Source organism: Hungatella hominis, from assembly GCF_014288005.1.
Lineage (GTDB): Bacteria > Bacillota > Clostridia > Lachnospirales > Lachnospiraceae > Hungatella > Hungatella effluvii.
In genome coordinates, this window is the sequence record NZ_JACOPB010000002.1 from 243,077 (window position 1) to 258,179 (window position 15,103).

14 protein-coding genes are annotated in these 15,103 nt (G+C 50.0%); 8 read left to right on the forward strand and 6 right to left on the reverse strand.

Annotation, left to right across the window (positions count from 1 at the left end; all coding sequences use genetic code 11):
* Nucleotides 1-151 precede the first annotated feature (151 nt).
* From H8S75_RS05385 to H8S75_RS05410, 6 genes are all read left to right on the forward strand, one after another.
* A complete protein-coding gene (locus tag H8S75_RS05385; RefSeq protein WP_187019927.1) occupies nucleotides 152-1,501 on the forward strand; it encodes an MATE family efflux transporter in 1,350 nt (449 codons plus the stop codon).
* Between the two features lie 35 nt (nucleotides 1,502-1,536).
* A complete protein-coding gene (locus H8S75_RS05390; RefSeq protein ID WP_002604572.1) occupies nucleotides 1,537-1,710 on the forward strand; it encodes a hypothetical protein in 174 nt (57 codons plus the stop codon).
* A 12-nt stretch (nucleotides 1,711-1,722) separates the two neighbouring features.
* Nucleotides 1,723-1,968 carry a spore coat protein gene (locus H8S75_RS05395; RefSeq protein ID WP_002604573.1) on the forward strand — a complete coding sequence of 82 codons (246 nt, stop codon included), beginning with the start codon at nucleotides 1,723-1,725 and terminating at the stop codon, nucleotides 1,966-1,968.
* Nucleotides 1,969-2,268: 300 nt separating this feature from the next.
* The gene (locus H8S75_RS05400) at nucleotides 2,269-2,811 is read left to right on the forward strand and encodes a hypothetical protein (protein WP_187019929.1); all 543 of its coding nucleotides are present in this window, start codon (nucleotides 2,269-2,271) and stop codon (nucleotides 2,809-2,811) included.
* Between the two features lie 139 nt (nucleotides 2,812-2,950).
* On the forward strand, nucleotides 2,951-4,696 hold the full coding sequence (locus H8S75_RS05405) for a flotillin family protein (protein WP_187019930.1): 1,746 nt from the start codon (nucleotides 2,951-2,953) through the stop codon (nucleotides 4,694-4,696).
* A gap of 58 nt (nucleotides 4,697-4,754) precedes the next feature.
* Nucleotides 4,755-5,450, forward strand: a complete 696-nt coding sequence (locus H8S75_RS05410) for a PspA/IM30 family protein (RefSeq protein WP_187019932.1) — start codon at nucleotides 4,755-4,757, stop codon at nucleotides 5,448-5,450.
* 80 nt (nucleotides 5,451-5,530) lie between these two features.
* Here H8S75_RS05410 and glgB read toward each other — a convergent pair whose 3' ends face one another.
* A complete protein-coding gene (glgB, locus tag H8S75_RS05415; protein ID WP_187019934.1) occupies nucleotides 5,531-7,306 on the reverse strand; it encodes a 1,4-alpha-glucan branching protein GlgB in 1,776 nt (591 codons plus the stop codon).
* 173 nt (nucleotides 7,307-7,479) lie between these two features.
* Between glgB and H8S75_RS05420 the strand changes: the two genes are divergently transcribed.
* On the forward strand, nucleotides 7,480-8,061 hold the full coding sequence (locus H8S75_RS05420; RefSeq protein ID WP_187019935.1) for a TetR/AcrR family transcriptional regulator: 582 nt from the start codon (nucleotides 7,480-7,482) through the stop codon (nucleotides 8,059-8,061).
* 227 nt (nucleotides 8,062-8,288) lie between these two features.
* A complete protein-coding gene (locus H8S75_RS05425; RefSeq protein ID WP_156833137.1) occupies nucleotides 8,289-9,203 on the forward strand; it encodes a calcium/sodium antiporter in 915 nt (304 codons plus the stop codon).
* Nucleotides 9,204-9,278: 75 nt separating this feature from the next.
* On the opposite strand, the gene H8S75_RS05430 is transcribed toward H8S75_RS05425, so the two are convergent.
* From H8S75_RS05430 to H8S75_RS05450, 5 genes are all read right to left on the reverse strand, one after another.
* Nucleotides 9,279-10,205 (reverse strand): virulence RhuM family protein/type II toxin-antitoxin system death-on-curing family toxin, encoded by a 927-nt coding sequence (locus H8S75_RS05430; protein WP_187019937.1) that lies wholly within the window; start codon nucleotides 10,203-10,205, stop codon nucleotides 9,279-9,281.
* 176 nt (nucleotides 10,206-10,381) lie between these two features.
* Nucleotides 10,382-11,833, reverse strand: coding sequence for a 4Fe-4S dicluster domain-containing protein (locus H8S75_RS05435; RefSeq protein WP_187019939.1), 1,452 nt, complete (start codon nucleotides 11,831-11,833; stop codon nucleotides 10,382-10,384).
* Between the two features lie 61 nt (nucleotides 11,834-11,894).
* Nucleotides 11,895-13,076 carry a SpoIIE family protein phosphatase gene (locus H8S75_RS05440; protein WP_187019940.1) on the reverse strand — a complete coding sequence of 394 codons (1,182 nt, stop codon included), beginning with the start codon at nucleotides 13,074-13,076 and terminating at the stop codon, nucleotides 11,895-11,897.
* Nucleotides 13,076-14,809: a [Fe-Fe] hydrogenase large subunit C-terminal domain-containing protein gene (locus H8S75_RS05445; protein ID WP_187019942.1), complete on the reverse strand. Its 1,734-nt coding sequence runs from the start codon at nucleotides 14,807-14,809 to the stop codon at nucleotides 13,076-13,078. The genes H8S75_RS05440 and H8S75_RS05445 overlap by 1 nt, the downstream gene beginning before the upstream one ends.
* Nucleotides 14,810-14,811: 2 nt before the next feature.
* Entirely contained in the window at nucleotides 14,812-15,051 is a 240-nt protein-coding gene (locus H8S75_RS05450; protein ID WP_002604584.1) for a (2Fe-2S) ferredoxin domain-containing protein, read from the reverse strand.
* Nucleotides 15,052-15,103: the final 52 nt, after the last annotated feature.

The following is a 15,103-nucleotide window of genomic DNA, read 5'->3' on the forward strand; positions in this document are numbered from 1 at the left end:
TGCCTCCATTCTTATAATTTGTTCCTATATCCATCATTGTAAAAGATTAATAATTTTTTCACAATATAAATTATCACCAATTTTCCCGATTGCCTTCCCTTCCTACTCCTGCTATACTCTTCTTTAGACTATTTTTTCCGGAGGATACCGTATGACAACCGATTTAACCGTGGGACTTCCACGAAAAACCCTGTGGCGCTTCCTGCTGCCGATGCTGGTAAGCGTCATGTTTCAGCAGTTTTACAATATCGCGGACAGCATGATCGCCGGACGCTTCGCTGGTGAAGACGCGCTGGCTGCCGTCGGCGCCTCCTATCCGATCACAGTTATCTTCATGGCCTTCGCCACCGGAAGCAATTTAGGCGCGTCGGTGGTCGTATCCCGCCTCTTCGGCGCCAGGGACTTCCGCAGAATGAAGACAGCCATCCATACGGCCTTCATATCCTGCGTCGCTCTAAGCCTCTTTCTGACCGCCTACGGGGTCATCTTCTGCGCTCCCATGATGAGATGGATCAAGACGCCTGACAACGTCTTCTCCGACGGCGCCCTGTATCTGCGCATCTACACCTTCGGACTGCTGTTCCTGATCCTTTATAATGTCTGCACCGGAATTTTCACTGCATTTGGAGATTCAAAAACGCCCCTTTGGTTCTTAATCGGCTCCTCTCTGGGCAATATCGTGCTCGACATCTGGTTCGTCGCCGGCTTTCACATGGGCGTCGCCGGTGTCGCCTGGGCCACGTTTCTCGCTCAGGGTGTCTCCTGTATTCTGGCAGTGGTGACCCTCGGTTCACGCCTGAAAAATATGGCCGGTACCGAAAAAGCCGCCATGTTTGATTGGGGACTCTTTAAGCAGATCGCGGCAATCGCGGTCCCCAGCATTATGCAGCAGAGCGTGCTTTCCGTGGGAAATCTATTCGTCCAGGTCATCGTCAACCACTATGGCTCTGCCGTCATTGCAGGCTACTCCGCGGCCATCAAACTGAATACCTTTGCCATCACCTCCTTCATGACCCTGGGAAGCTGTCTGTCCGGCTTTACGGCCCAGAATCTGGGCGCAGGCAAGGGCGGCCGGATCAGTTCCGGTTTCCGGGAAGGCGTCCGTCTCTCCCTGATCGCCTCCGTGCCTTTTGTGGCTCTCTATTTCCTGTTCAGCAGACAGATCATGGGGCTGTTTCTGGATTCAGGCAGTCAGGAGGCCATAAACGCCGGTGTGATGTTTTTAAAAATCGTAGCGCCCCTCTATTTCATGATCTCGATCAAGCTGATGACCGACGGTATTCTGCGCGGCTCCGGAGCCATGGTATATTTTGTCATTGCCACCATCCCCGATCTGATCCTGCGTATTCTGTTCGCCTGCCTGCTGACGCCTCACTTTGGCAGCACCGGCATCTGGATGGCATGGCCGTTCGGATGGACGGCGGCCACTGTGCTCACCATGATTTTTTACAGGAAAATTATTCCACCTTCGCAAAAGGAATCAATTGCCGGAATGGATTGAGCAGAAACTCACATACTAAATGTGGAGGTGATAATATGAGTCCAAAGGAATTAACGTATATTGAAGACGCATTAGGTCATGAGAAGTTTTTGAAGACACAGTGTCAGGAAGCAATCACGAATTTACAGGATCAGGAATTAAAGACCTGTGTGGAACAGATTTCCCAGAAGCATCAGCAGATTTTTGATAATTTCATTAATTTAGTGTAAGGAGGCGCAAACATGGACGACAAGTGTATTATGGAAAACTTACTCCTTACCACCAAGGGAGTGTGTGACTTATACCTGCACGGAACGATTGAGTCATCGACAGCTAATGTTCATCAGACATTTGACTGTGCATTAAACGACAGTCTCTGCATGCAGGATGATATTTACAAGAAGATGTCCGCTAAGGGCTGGTATCCGATGGAGCAGGCACCACAGGAAAAGATTGCCAAAGTGAAAAACAAATTCGCCGGAATGTAAGATATCCCAGCACAGCAAGAAGCATTGCCATGAGCCCAATTCTCATGGCAATGCTTTTTTATTGAAATTTAATTTCTCTATACAGTCCTTTATCTAAAAACCTTCTCTCATACTGCTTTTTAAATTCTTTCTACAACGGATTAATACCATTTTTGTTCAACTAATTTAAGAAATTTGTATGAATTGATAGATAGTATGTTTTGCCGAAAAATGGTATAATAGATATCGTTACAGGAGCTGGCTGACAGAGGCACTGAGCCGAAAAAGCAAAGCCTTAAAACAGCCGCGGAGGGGGACGCCATGAGGGATATCTACATCATTTGTATGGTTATCGGTTTTTTACTGCTCTCGCTGTCTGTTCTGGGTGAATTTCTGGAAAATGTATCCGGAGCGCTGGAGGCATTTCTTAATTTTGATTTTGATATTGACTTGAATTTCCTGCCGATCTCGGGAGTGAGTATCTGTACCGGGCTCATCACATTCGGCGGCATGGGACTTTTGTTTAACAGCCTGATTCCCGCCATCGTAATCGGCTATGCGGCTGCGATGGCGGTACAGATGGTCATAAGGAGGTTAAAACGGGTGGAAAATGAGGCTATGAATCGTGAGGAGCTTTATCTGTGTGATGGAAAGATCATCAATACGGTTTTGGCAGGCGGCCTGGGAACAGTAGAGTTCGATAATATCAAGGGCATTGCCACCACCTTCGTGTGCCGGAGCACGGACGCATCGGAGGTCTTAAAGCAGAACACCGTGGTAAAGCTGGTTGAATTTGACGGCGAGATCGCCGTGGTTCGTCCCAAAGACGAGTTTGCCGGGTACGGCAGTATGAATGATGAATAGAGGCTGAGGTGATTTCCGCCGGTCTTTATACATAAACTTTACCATCACATCACTTCGCTTTCCGTAACCTCATGTCCGCGGTTTCATAACTGCGCATGGCGTAACCGGGAAAAGAAAAGGCGAGAAAAGGAGAACGAAAATGAGCGAACTAATCAACAAGCTAATTCCAATCATCATTATTGTGGCCGCAGTCATTTTGATTATAATGGTGATCATGTCCTGGTGGAAACGTGTTCCACAGGATAAGGCGGGCGTCGTAACCGGCATCAAGAAAAAGGTAATTACCGGCGGTGGCGGTATCGTGATTCCCGTCATCAATCGAATCGATTACATATCGCTTAGCGCCTCCAGCCTGGAGATTACGACGGAAGACAGTATGTCCTCCCAGAAAGTACCGATCAACGTAGTCAGCACCGTCGTACTGAAGGTTAAGAACGACACCACCAGCATCTTAAAGGCAATCGAGCGTTTCAACGGCAAGGACATCAAGGAAGTCAAGCTCAACATGGAAGAGATTGCCCGGCAGATCCTGGAAGGCAAGCTGCGTGAAGTAGTATCCACACTTTCTGTAGAAGAACTGTACAGCAACCGTGAGAAATTCGCCAACTCCGTACAGGAAGCGGCGGCCACCGAGCTGTCCACCATGGGTCTCGAGATCATGTCTTTCACCATCAAGGATGTGACAGACGAAAACGGGTACATCAAATCCCTGGGTGTGAAGCAGATCGCCGAGAAGAAGAAAGAAGCAGACATTGCGCAGGCTGAGGCAGAGCGCGAGCGTCAGATTAAAGTCAGCGAGGCCCGCAGAGACGGTGAGCAGGCGAAGCTGGCAACCGAGGCGGAGATCAGTGCCGCCAACAAGGAAAAATTAATCAAGGAACAGGCCTACCAGAAGGAAATCCAGACCTCGAAGGCCCAGGCCGACGTGGCTTACGACATCCAGAAGAACATTACCCAGAAGGATGTCATTCAGACACAGATGGATGCAGAGCTTCTGCGCCAGGAGCGCCAGAAAGATATCGAGCAGGCCGCCGTACAGGTAGAGATTTCCAAGGAAGTAAAGAACCGCGAGCTGGCGGAGCGCCAGGCAGAGACCGCCAAAGCCTCCCTGCAGGCCACGGTTGTACAGCCGGCTATTGCTGAGAGAGAAAAACAGGCTCAGATTGCCGATTCTGAAAAATATAAGAAAGTAGCGGAAGCCGACGCCTCCGCCCAGACCCTTAAGAAACAGGCCGACGCGGAAGCCGAGGCAACGAGAATGAGAGGTCTTGCCACCGCCGAGACGAACGCGATCGCCGAGACGAAAAAAGCAGAGGCAGAGGCCGCTGCGATCCGCATGAAGGCAGAGGCGGAAGCCGCTGCCACCAGAGCCAAACAGCTGGCTGAGGCAGAAGGTATCCGTGCGAAGCAGCTGGCTGAGGCGGAAGGTATCCGCGCGAAGAAGCTGGCTGAGGCAGAAGGTATCAAGGCCGCCCTGTTAGCGGAAGCCGAAGGTATGGAAAAGAAGGCTGAGGCTTACAATAAGTACAATACGGCAGCCATAACAGAGATGATCGTAGGCATCCTTCCGGAGATGGCAGGCAAGATCGCAGAACCGCTCTCCAGAATCGAGAAGATCACCGTGATCGACAGCGGCAACGGCACCGGAGAAGGTGGCGTTGGAAGTCTGGCAGGCAATGTAGGATCCGTCCTTGCCAAGACGATCGAGACCGTCAGGGAGACCACAGGCATCGATTTCAAGGAGATCATCGATGCGGATGTGCTGGGCAAGACCACTACGAATATTAATATTAACGGCGGAGGCCAGGAAGACGGCCAGCGCAGCATGGAACAGGAGATTTCCAATGCGGAGATTGTAGAAGCAGTTCTGGATAAGCGGAATTAGGCTCAAAGGCCCTTAATCGCAGACCTTAGCTGCCGGAGTTAAAAAGGAGCGAGCATATATGGGATTAGATGTATTTGGAAGAATTAAGGATATCGTATCAGCAAACATCGATGAACTCTTAAGCAAAGCTGAGGATCCGGAGAAGATGGCCGACCAGATGGTAAGGAAGTACGAGGACGCCATCAAGGATCTTTTAGGAAGCACTGCCTCTGTCATGGCTTCTGCCAGAGAAGCAAAGGCAAAGGTGGATGCCTGCGACGCGGAGATCAAGAAATACGGCACCTACGCCGAGCGGGCCCTGCGGGATGGCAATGAGGAGAAAGCCAGGCAGGCTATCACATTAAAGCAGGAGCAGGAAGACTTAAGGCCGACTCTGATGCAGAGTTACGTAACCGTCAAAGTACAGGCGGATAAGGCCGAGGAAGACTACCGGAAGCTGGCAGCAGGCTTAGAGAAGACGAAGGCCCGCGCAGAAGCCATGAAAAACACGGTGCGCACAGCCAAGGTAAAGAATCAGGCAGGAGAAGTCCAGATGAAATCCGTAAGCACCGCCGCGGGATTAATGAGTCAGTTTGACCGCATGGAAGAAAAGGCCAACCGGCTGCTTCACGAAGCGGAAGCCAAAGAAGAGCTGACCGGAAGAGGAAGCACGGCCGCGGAACTGGATGCGCTATACGGCGACCAGTCAAAATCGCGGGTAGATGAGGAACTGGAAGCGATGAAAAAGGCGCTTAATCTCACAGATGAATTGTAATACGATATCGTAGTCACCCCCCACCGTTTCGGTATGCATCTATGTGCACCGGAACGGCGGGGGTTTTTCTATTTTTGCTATTACTCCACGATATAATACCTACCGGAATATGGAGGCAAAGAGATCACCGTTTTGCCTTCCTTAAGCGGAATTTTTTGTTTTTCCCGAATCTCCATCTCACTGGAAATCAGCAGTAACAGACTTGCTCCCCCTTTGACCTCCAGGACATATCCCTCCTGTACCTCATCTGAGAAATTGAAAACTGCCGCAATGCGCTGCTTCCCGCTCCGTCGTTCGAACGCATAGATCAGCCGTTCCTCCTGATGGCAGTCCAGCCACCGGAATCCTTCCGGGTCGTAGTCCATCTCATACAGAGCCGGATTCTCTGAATACAATTTGTTTAAATCCATCATAAAATGGTGAAATGCGTCATGGACCGGATAGCTTAAGATCTCCCAGTCCTGCTGCCGTTTTTCATCCCATTCGCGAAGCTGTCCGAATTCATTACCCATGAAGTTCAGCTTCTTACCCGGGTGGGCAAACATATATAGGTAAAGCGCCCGGGCCTGTGGGAATTTCCCCTCATATTCTCCATACATTTTCTGCAGGATTGTCGCTTTCCCGTGGACCACCTCGTCATGTGAAAGTGAAAGCAGGTACTGTTCCTTATAAAAATACTGCATGGAAAACGTAAGCTGGTGGTATCTCTGCTTCCGTTCCGCCGGCGGCGCCTGAAAATACGACAGCGTATCATTCATCCAGCCCATATCCCACTTGTAGTCGAAACCGAGACCTCCGTCTGTCACGGCCTTCGTCACCCCCGGATAGGTGGATGAGTCTTCTGCGATTAAAAGAGCCTCCGGATGCTTATTCTTCAGTCCCCGGTTCATCTCCTGCAGAAATCCAATACCATTTCGGTTCTCCCCGCGGGCGGTATCTCCCTGCCAGTAGATCAGATTACTCACCGCATCCATACGCAGGCCGTCAAAATGGAACTCTTCCAGCCAGTAGTTCGCCGCCGACTGGAGAAAGCTCCTGACTTCCCCGCGGGAGTGCATAAAATTGCAGCTTCCCCACTCACTCCGTCCTACGTCGCTGTGGGGATATTCATAGAGAGCCGTCCCGTCATAATTCCAAAGCGCATAATCATCCACAGCGAAATGGACCGGCACAAAATCCATAATTACACCAATCTCCTGCCTGTGGCAGAGATCGATGAATTTCTTCAAATCCGCAGGCGTTCCATACCTGGAGGTAGGGCTGTAAAATCCCGTGTTCTGATACCCCCAGGACTCATCGGAGGGATGCTCCGACAGCGGCATCAGCTCCACGTAATTGTATCCGTTCTCTTTTAAATACGGAATCAGAAGCTCCGCCAGCTCCGTATAGGAATACCAGGCCTCCTCCCCTTCCGCCCCCTCTTTTCTCCGCCAGGAGCCTGCGTGCATTTCGTAGATATTGAGCGGCTTGTCCAAACCGATTCTGTGTTTCTTTTTCCACTTTGAATCTCTGAATGCATAGTCTCCCAGCCGGCTGATCAGCGAAGCCGAATGAGGTCTTAATTCCATCTGAAAACCATAGGGATCACAGTGATCGATAAAAGAGCCATCCCGTTTATGGATTCTGTATTTATACATCTTCCCCGCCTCAGCCGCAGGCACAAAGCATTCCCAGAAGTTACCGTCGTACACCTTGTCCATAGGAGTCTCCTGCCACCCGTTAAATTCACCGATCACAGATATCCGCGCGGCGTTGGGGGCAAAGGTGCGGAATACTGTTCCATTTTCCTGAATATGCGCCCCCAGATACTCATAGGCAGTAAATTCCTTCCCCGTATAAAAGCCATAATAGTCCATCCCGTTTCCTCCTGTAAAAAATTGATCCCTGATCACAAAGAAAATAGACAACCGTCCGATTTCCTACTATAATTGATTATAGAAAATCTTTTTTATTTTATCCATCACCGGATTTGCAAAACCGTCGGATATACGACGTTTTTGTAAAATCGTCGGAAAGGAGTGTAACAGGTATGGACTTAAGAATAGAGAAAACACACCAGAGCATCGTCAACGCATTTATCGCTCTTCGCTCCGGAAAGCCGCTGGAGAAAATCACGGTTAAGGAGCTCTGTGAAAAGGCGCAGATCAACAAGTCAACCTTCTATTTCCACTATGCGGACATCTATGAGTTATCCGATTCCCTGGAAACGGAGATCGTGACCTCCATCATCAATTCTCTGGCTCATCCGGAATACATGGTGGAGAATCCCGGCGCGTTCACCCAGGAGCTTTTTCTGGCCTATCTTTCCAGGGATTCTTTGATCCAGACGCTGTTTTCGGGCAGCCGGAGCGGATGTCTGATCCAGAAGATCGAATCCAGCTTAAAAAAGCTGATTTATGAACGCCATCCGGACTACCGGGATGATCCGGTGAAAAATCTCATCCTGAGTTATCAGATCTACGGCGCCTATTACGCGTTTTCCGAGAACCGGGGGGAGAACGTTACAGAAGTCATCGCCGTACTGGGAAGAATATCAGAGGAGCTGCAGAAGCTGCTGCATGAAAAGCCGCTTGACTTTTCGCCGAAAACTGGATATACTAATACCCGGTAAAAGGGAGTAGCTTGCACGTTAATCCGTGTCCTGTGTAGCCGACATTCCCGTTTCCGCAAAAGATCTGTTCCACCTGGAACAAAATTTTGCCGGAAACCGGTGCACATATAAAAAGCGAGACTTTTATTGCATGATCTTAGTTTATCGTGCAATAAAAGTCTCGCTTTTTTTCGGCCTTCTTCCTTTTTTAACAAGAGCACTTAACAAACGAAAGAGGGAAATTATTTATGATGTACGTATTTCTGATCCTGGGTTTCCTGCTGCTGATCAAGGGAGCCGATTACTTTGTGGAGGCCAGTTCCTCTGTCGCCAGAGCACTGCGCATTCCCAGCATCATCATTGGACTCACCATCGTGGCATTTGGAACCAGCGCGCCGGAATTATCGGTCAGCATATCCGCTTCCATCGCAGGAAATAATGATATCGCAGTTGGAAATGTGATCGGTTCCAACTTGTTTAATCTCCTGGTCGTACTGGGAGCCTGCGGTGCGATCCGCCCGTTTGCCGTCAAGCTTCGCTGGGACTATGCGGCCTCGGCAGCTGTGGCGGTTGTCCTGTTCGCAATGATCTTATTCGATCAGACCGTCGGCCGCGTGGATGGCCTCCTCCTTCTGGTCCTGTTTGTGGCATTTGTCGGGCTGACCGTCCGCGACGCCCTGGTCAACCGGATCGTCACCACCGAGGAGGTCAAAACGCTTCCGCCGCTGCGCTGCGCCGTCTACATCGTAGGCGGACTGGCCGCCATCGTCTGGGGCGGTGACTTAGTCGTGGAAAATGCCAGCGCTATTGCCGCGTCTTTCGGTTTAAGCCAGAACCTGATCGGACTGACCATCGTTGCCCTGGGCACCTCTTTACCCGAGCTTGTCACCTCCATCGTCGCCTCCCGCAAAGGCGAGAATGGCCTCGCCCTGGGAAATGTCATCGGCTCCAATATCTTTAATATTTTAATGGTTCTCGGCGCCTCCGCCGCGATCCACCCGCTCCTTGTCAACCCGTTCTCGGTTTATGACATAGGATTCTTAATCATTGCCAGCGCCATTACATGGATCCTCTGCCGCAGCCGGAACCGCATCAGCCGTATGGAGGGGGCTTTCATGCTGGCGATGTATCTGGTGTATTTGATTTATGTGATTGTGAGATAACAGGAAGAAGCAGCAAATAGTGAAAACTCCAGGAAAGATTACTTTGCCCGGAGTTTTCTGATTTTTAAATATCTATCAGACCAGACACTTCATAACCAGATTAACCATCAGTTCCTTCTCCTCCGGCCTTGATTCTGCAATCATAATCGTAATAGCCGCTAACGCATAATCATCAATCCGCTTATTTCCATCATCAAAAAGGATTCCATTCTTATCCAGGAAATACAGAAAGACTGCTGCTGCTATCCGCTTGTTCCCATCGCTGAAGCTGTGGTTCTTCGTGATAAAATAAAGGAGATTGGCCGCCTTTTCTTCCGAACTGGCATATACTTCCTTTCCCCCAAAGGTCTGGTAGATGGCTCCTATACTGGACCGGAACGATTCATCCTTTTCATTGCCAAACAGGCTGCTCTCCCCGGAAAAATGCATGGCGGAAATCATCTGCCTGCATTCTTCATAGGTTAAGTGATACACGGTTCCGCTGCCTTCCGGCTTCTGTATTCTCTGATGATCGTAATCGTCCAGAAGATCCAGCGCAGAGGCATAGCTCTCGATGACGTGTAAAACCTGTCTTGTATCCAGACATTCGTCCACTCTTTTCATGATTCTGATGATCCCTCCTAACTGGTCCATGCGGCCCTGGTTGACCGCGCAGCCGCGAATTATGTAGTCTTTCAGGACTTGATTGGCCCACCTGCGGAATTCTACCCCGCGTTTTGATTTAACCCGGTATCCCACAGATATAATGACATCCAGACTGTAACAGGCAACCGGTTTATCTGAACTTGCAATTTGCAAAAAATGCAAATTGCTTTTCTCCTCGACTTCTTCCTGAAAGACATTTTTAATATGTCTCGAGATCACAGAAATATCCCTTTGAAATAAATCTGCCATCTGCATCTGTGTCAGCCACACCGTATCTTCCTCCACATTCACTTCCAATGTGACCGCGCCATCCTCTGTCTGGTATAAAACCAGACCTTTTGTTTCTTCTTTTAACATACGTACCTGCCTCCTTACTGTGATAAGGTGACTCTCCAGGTACTCTTATTATGTGTTTATTTTACCGCGATTTAAGTGGAAATACAATCAAAAAATGACTCCGGTCTGATTTATAAAGAAATGGAAGCCCCGGTCTGATTTGCTCAGCCGACGGGGCTTCCATTTCTGCCAACTCCCTAATGCCGGTGCATTGCCACCTGTTCTGCGCCCTGCATCTTTAAGTTCTCATGAACTTCTCTCTTATCCGCCTGGCCGATCAGTAAGTCCCTGGCTTTCTTGGCTTCAGTCTCGCTCTTGTGCTTGCTGGGGCCGCCCACGCAGCCGCCGACACAGACCATGCCTTCCACGAAATCGTCGGGCAGCTTGCCAATCTTAAGCAGCATCAGGGCTTTCTTGCATTCTGCGGCTCCGTTGCACTTCATGACGTTGATATCAGCATTTTCGCCGGTCTCCTTCAAGCATTCCAAAACTGCTGCCGTCACGCCGCCGCCATTGCCGAAACGCTTTCCAAATACGGATCCCTGCTGAAGTGTATTTTCTTCCGGCTCTAAATCTACGCCCTTTGCCACCATCATGGCGTGAGCCTCGCCCAGCGTCATGGCATAGTCCGCGTTGTCTTTAATATTTAAATCCAGAGTCTCGCTCTTCTTTGCGATACACGGCCCGATGAAGACGGTGATGGTCTCCGGATCCTCTTCCTTTAACATTCTGGATACAGCGCACATCGGGGAGACGGTCGTTGACATGTTGTCGAGCAGCATCGGATAGTGCTGCTTAATCATGTTGACGAACGCCGGACAGCAGGAAGTCGTCATCTTCTTGCCCTCTTTATATGCCTCCGCCCACTCTGCCGCTTCCGCAGCCGCGGTTAAATCGCCGCCCAGAGCAACCTCCACCATGTCTGCAAAACCGATCTTCTTAAGCGCAGTCCTCCAGCTGGCCATGGTAATCTCCGGTCCGTACTGGCCTTCTGTTGCCGGCGCCACCATGGCAACTACCTTCTTGCCTGCCTTGATTAAGTTGATGACATCCACCAGGAATGTCTTGGAACCGATCGCTCCGAACGGGCAGCTGTGGATACAGGCGCCGCACTGGATGCATTTGCTCTCGTCGATTACAACGATACCGTCCTCATCCATGGTGATAGCGTCCACCGGACAGCTTCTCTTACACGGACGGGTCAGGTCTGCAATTGCATTATACGGACACGCCTGGGAACATTTGCCGCACTCCTTACATTTCTCAGGATCGATATAGGCACGGTCATGGCCCATGGAAATGGCTCCGAAATTACAGGAATTCTGACATGCCTTTCCCATACACTTCTGGCAGTTGTCGGTTACGACGTAGCGGGCAATGGGACATCCCTCACAGGCGGAGCTGATAACCTGTACAATGTTCTTCGTATCTTTTCCACTGGGGCATAAGCCCTCTGCAAGGCGAACACGTTCTCTGATGATCTCGCGTTCCCTGTAGATACAGCAGCGGAACTGTGCTTTCGGGCCCGGAAGCATCTTGTAGGGAATCTCTTCCCTGCGCTGCTCCAGACAGCCTTCCCACGCCATTTTCGCCACCTCGTACAATACCTGATGTTTTATGCGAAGTAATGTTGCATCGTTTGTTACCATAATTTTCCTCCTCGTAACTTCCATCTGCCGGAAGCAGAATGGATATCTATAGCAAATCTCATTAATAATAAGTTACCGTAACTTTTTTTCCCATCTCTTCCACCGTGTGTTTTAACTGCTCCACCAGATTCTGGCGGATACCGAGGTCAAATGGAAGACCGGGGTTCTGATATGCGCTGTTGATGGCTTTTCCAACGTACAGCTTCAGTTCCGTACAGTCCTCGATCAGCATCTTCGCCACCATGGACGCACCGTTTGGTTTATCCAGCTCCAGGAAAAATTCTTCTGTGACCGCCTCGTTCTTTACATAACGCCTCAGCAGCTGGAGAACGCGGTTTAAGGTGAGAACGCCTTCCGTGACAAGCTCAATGCCATCGATGTAGGCGATCGGCGGAATATCGGGATCATTGTAATCCAGCGAGACGTCCAGGCTCTTCTTCGTGGTTCTGGCCACGATATTGGCGCTGGTGCCGCCGCAGACCATACGCTTGGTAAATTCATCTCCCGACATGAACTCGGCCACCATGGCGGTATCATCCTCCGGGTTCCTGGCGGGTCCTGTCATCAGATGCACCGGCTTCCTGTCAATGATACGCATGACAGCCACCGTCGTGTCATCTCCCGGACGGAACTGGTACAGTTCGTCACAGGCCCGGCTGAGGGCCGTGGCCAGACGGATCGCAGAGATCGTGATCCGGTACTGTTTCAGCGCATAGGCGGCGATGTCTTCCCAGAGCCAGCCAAAGTTTAGAAGCTGCCCCACTCCGGCGTGGATGGTGCCGTCGCTCATCAGAACTAAGGCATCTCCTTTTTTTACCCGGAAACGGTACTCGTTGATCTTCTTGTTCTGAATTACACGGATATTCTGGGGAATCGGAACCAGTTCTCCGGCGCGGATAAAGATACAGCTCGGATTGTCAAATTCCACCAGATAGGCGTCTCCGTTATGGAATACCTGCAGGATACTGAATGTGGAATATGCCACCTGCCGCACTTGGCAGACCGGAAGCGTCTCCACGATCGTCTCCACGCATTCCTCCAGAGTCGCGCCGTTTAAAAACATGGTTCCCAATATCTTCGAAGTCAGGGTCGCCAGAATATTAGCCTTGACTCCGCTTCCCATGCCGTCGGCGAGAATCATGATGTTGGAATTCTCCGTCTGGAGCAGTTCCACCTTATCGCCGCACAGGACCTCGTTGAACTTATTCAGGCTTTTGTATGCAACGTCTACTGTTACTCCCATCACTTGACCTCGCTTTCACTTCCTTCATCCAGCAGGGACCGGCAGAGCTTTGTAAGCGTGGTCTTTGTTTCTGCTGTCGTTTCACCCAGCAGACCGGCAATTTCCTGGGCTACCATCATTTGCTTATGGATTACCCGCTGCGCCAGATCGATGGTCTCCAGCTTCTTTTCATACTCCTGCTTCGCCAGCTCCTCTTCCTTCGTGATATCGATAAATGTGGCGAGCACCACGTCCTCTTTTTCAATATAAACGATATTCTGGAGCATGGAGAAATTATATTCGCTATAGGTCACCTTTTTTCCATGAATATTCTGATGGGAATCATAGACCCACTGGAAATCCGACGGATCGATGAATTCATACAAATACATATTTAAGGCTTCCTGCCTCGTCTTCCCGAAATACTTCTCACCAACCGCAGAATACTCCAGAACCTTCATGTCCTTATCCACGATCAGAACGATATTCGGAGATGTCTCCATCACCAGATTTGATAAGGATTCGGCCTTTTCATGCATAAACGGAATGCACATTCCCAGTTCGGCTTTCTTCTGGAATACGGCGATGGCCTTCTCCCGGCAGGTGGAATAACCGCAGGCGCCGCAGTTTAACTCGTCCTCCGGTTTCGTCTTCCCCGTCTTCTTAAGGATCTCCTGGATCTGGGCCTCTGTCGGCATCGGTTCTCTCGGAGAACGGTCCATGAATAACTTATTGAAGGAGATTTTATTGACGATTTCCTCAACCTCGCTCTTTTTTGCAGGATCTTTTTCGATGGTCTCTTCCATATCCAGCTTTACCTTGAATCTGGATATGCTCTCGTCCTCTACGGTCGGTCCCTTGATGCAGCCGCCGGAGCACATGTTCATCTCGATGAAACAGCCTTTTATCTCACCGCGCACCATGCTTTCGCATAGATCGATACAGTTCCTGGCGCCGTGAACGTAGAATTTCCGATAGCCGTCCTTCTTCTCCTCTGTGGCAAGAACAGAATTCACGACTCCGTTGGTGACCGGATAGAGGCGGTTGACCTTGGGATCCAGATGGCGGAACGGAATGTCTTCACAGTCCTCGATGGTGATTTCTTCCTCATTCAGCCAGCGGTTGATATCGTTGAAGTTTAAGACCGCGTCGATACAGGAATCGTGGCGGACATCGCCCGCTTCTTTCTTCTTGGCGATACACGGGCCTAAGAATACGACCTTTACATTCGGTCCCAGCTCTTCCTTCAGCATCTTGCCGTGGGCAATCATCGGCGAGACAATTGGCGCCATGTAGGGGATTAGCTGGGGATAATAGATCTCAATTAAGTCATTGACGCTCGGACAGCAGGTGGTGATGATCGTTTCCATCTCCCCCTCTTCCAGAAGCCGTGCGTATTCAGCCGTCACCACGGCTGCGCCTTCCGACGTCTCGCGGACGTCTGTGAAACCGAGCTTGCGAAGGGCTGCACTCACCTGGCCGATGGTCTTGTATTTTAATAATCCCATATAGGATGGGGCGATGGATACGACGGTTGGGATGTGATTCGCTATGTAACCCTTTACAGTGTTTAAATCGCTTACCAGCGTTTTCGCTGACTGTGGACAGACCTGCATGCATTTTCCGCATAAAATACATTTGTCCGGCATAATCTCGGCCCGCTCATCTTTAATCATGATCGCCTTGACTTCACAGTTGCGGACACATTTGTAACAGTGCTTGCATTTCGTAGCCTTGAAATCAATAATCGCCATGATTACAGCCTCCCTACGATTTCTTTATCGAAAAACTCCTTTGTGTCTTCTGGTTTTAAAGAGAATAATTGGCCGTCTACGGTTACACAGACCCCGTTGACACAGTTTCCGCTGCAGAAGGAACCATTTAAGTCTACTTTGCTTTCTAAATGATTCTCCTTTACCAACTGCTGGAGCTGGGCGATGATTTCTCTGGAACCTTTTAAATGACATGCGCTTCCTATACAGATTGTAACTCTCATGAAAATCTCCCTCCAATATCTTGTGTTTGGTTGTGGTGGTGATGGTGATGGG

Bases quoted from the DNA above. Each gene is read 5' to 3' on its own strand.
- H8S75_RS05385 (WP_187019927.1), top strand. From the start codon at position 152: ATGACAACCGATTTAACCGTGGGACTTCCACGAAAAACCCTGTGGCGC.
- H8S75_RS05390 (WP_002604572.1), top strand. From the start codon at position 1,537: ATGAGTCCAAAGGAATTAACGTATATTGAAGACGCATTAGGTCATGAG.
- H8S75_RS05395 (WP_002604573.1), top strand. From the start codon at position 1,723: ATGGACGACAAGTGTATTATGGAAAACTTACTCCTTACCACCAAGGGA.
- H8S75_RS05400 (WP_187019929.1), top strand. From the start codon at position 2,269: ATGAGGGATATCTACATCATTTGTATGGTTATCGGTTTTTTACTGCTC.
- H8S75_RS05405 (WP_187019930.1), top strand. From the start codon at position 2,951: ATGAGCGAACTAATCAACAAGCTAATTCCAATCATCATTATTGTGGCC.
- H8S75_RS05410 (WP_187019932.1), top strand. From the start codon at position 4,755: ATGGGATTAGATGTATTTGGAAGAATTAAGGATATCGTATCAGCAAAC.
- glgB (WP_187019934.1), bottom strand. From the start codon at position 7,306: ATGGACTATTATGGCTTTTATACGGGGAAGGAATTTACTGCCTATGAG.
- H8S75_RS05420 (WP_187019935.1), top strand. From the start codon at position 7,480: ATGGACTTAAGAATAGAGAAAACACACCAGAGCATCGTCAACGCATTT.
- H8S75_RS05425 (WP_156833137.1), top strand. From the start codon at position 8,289: ATGATGTACGTATTTCTGATCCTGGGTTTCCTGCTGCTGATCAAGGGA.
- H8S75_RS05430 (WP_187019937.1), bottom strand. From the start codon at position 10,205: ATGTTAAAAGAAGAAACAAAAGGTCTGGTTTTATACCAGACAGAGGAT.
- H8S75_RS05435 (WP_187019939.1), bottom strand. From the start codon at position 11,833: ATGGTAACAAACGATGCAACATTACTTCGCATAAAACATCAGGTATTG.
- H8S75_RS05440 (WP_187019940.1), bottom strand. From the start codon at position 13,076: ATGGGAGTAACAGTAGACGTTGCATACAAAAGCCTGAATAAGTTCAAC.
- H8S75_RS05445 (WP_187019942.1), bottom strand. From the start codon at position 14,809: ATGGCGATTATTGATTTCAAGGCTACGAAATGCAAGCACTGTTACAAA.
- H8S75_RS05450 (WP_002604584.1), bottom strand. From the start codon at position 15,051: ATGAGAGTTACAATCTGTATAGGAAGCGCATGTCATTTAAAAGGTTCC.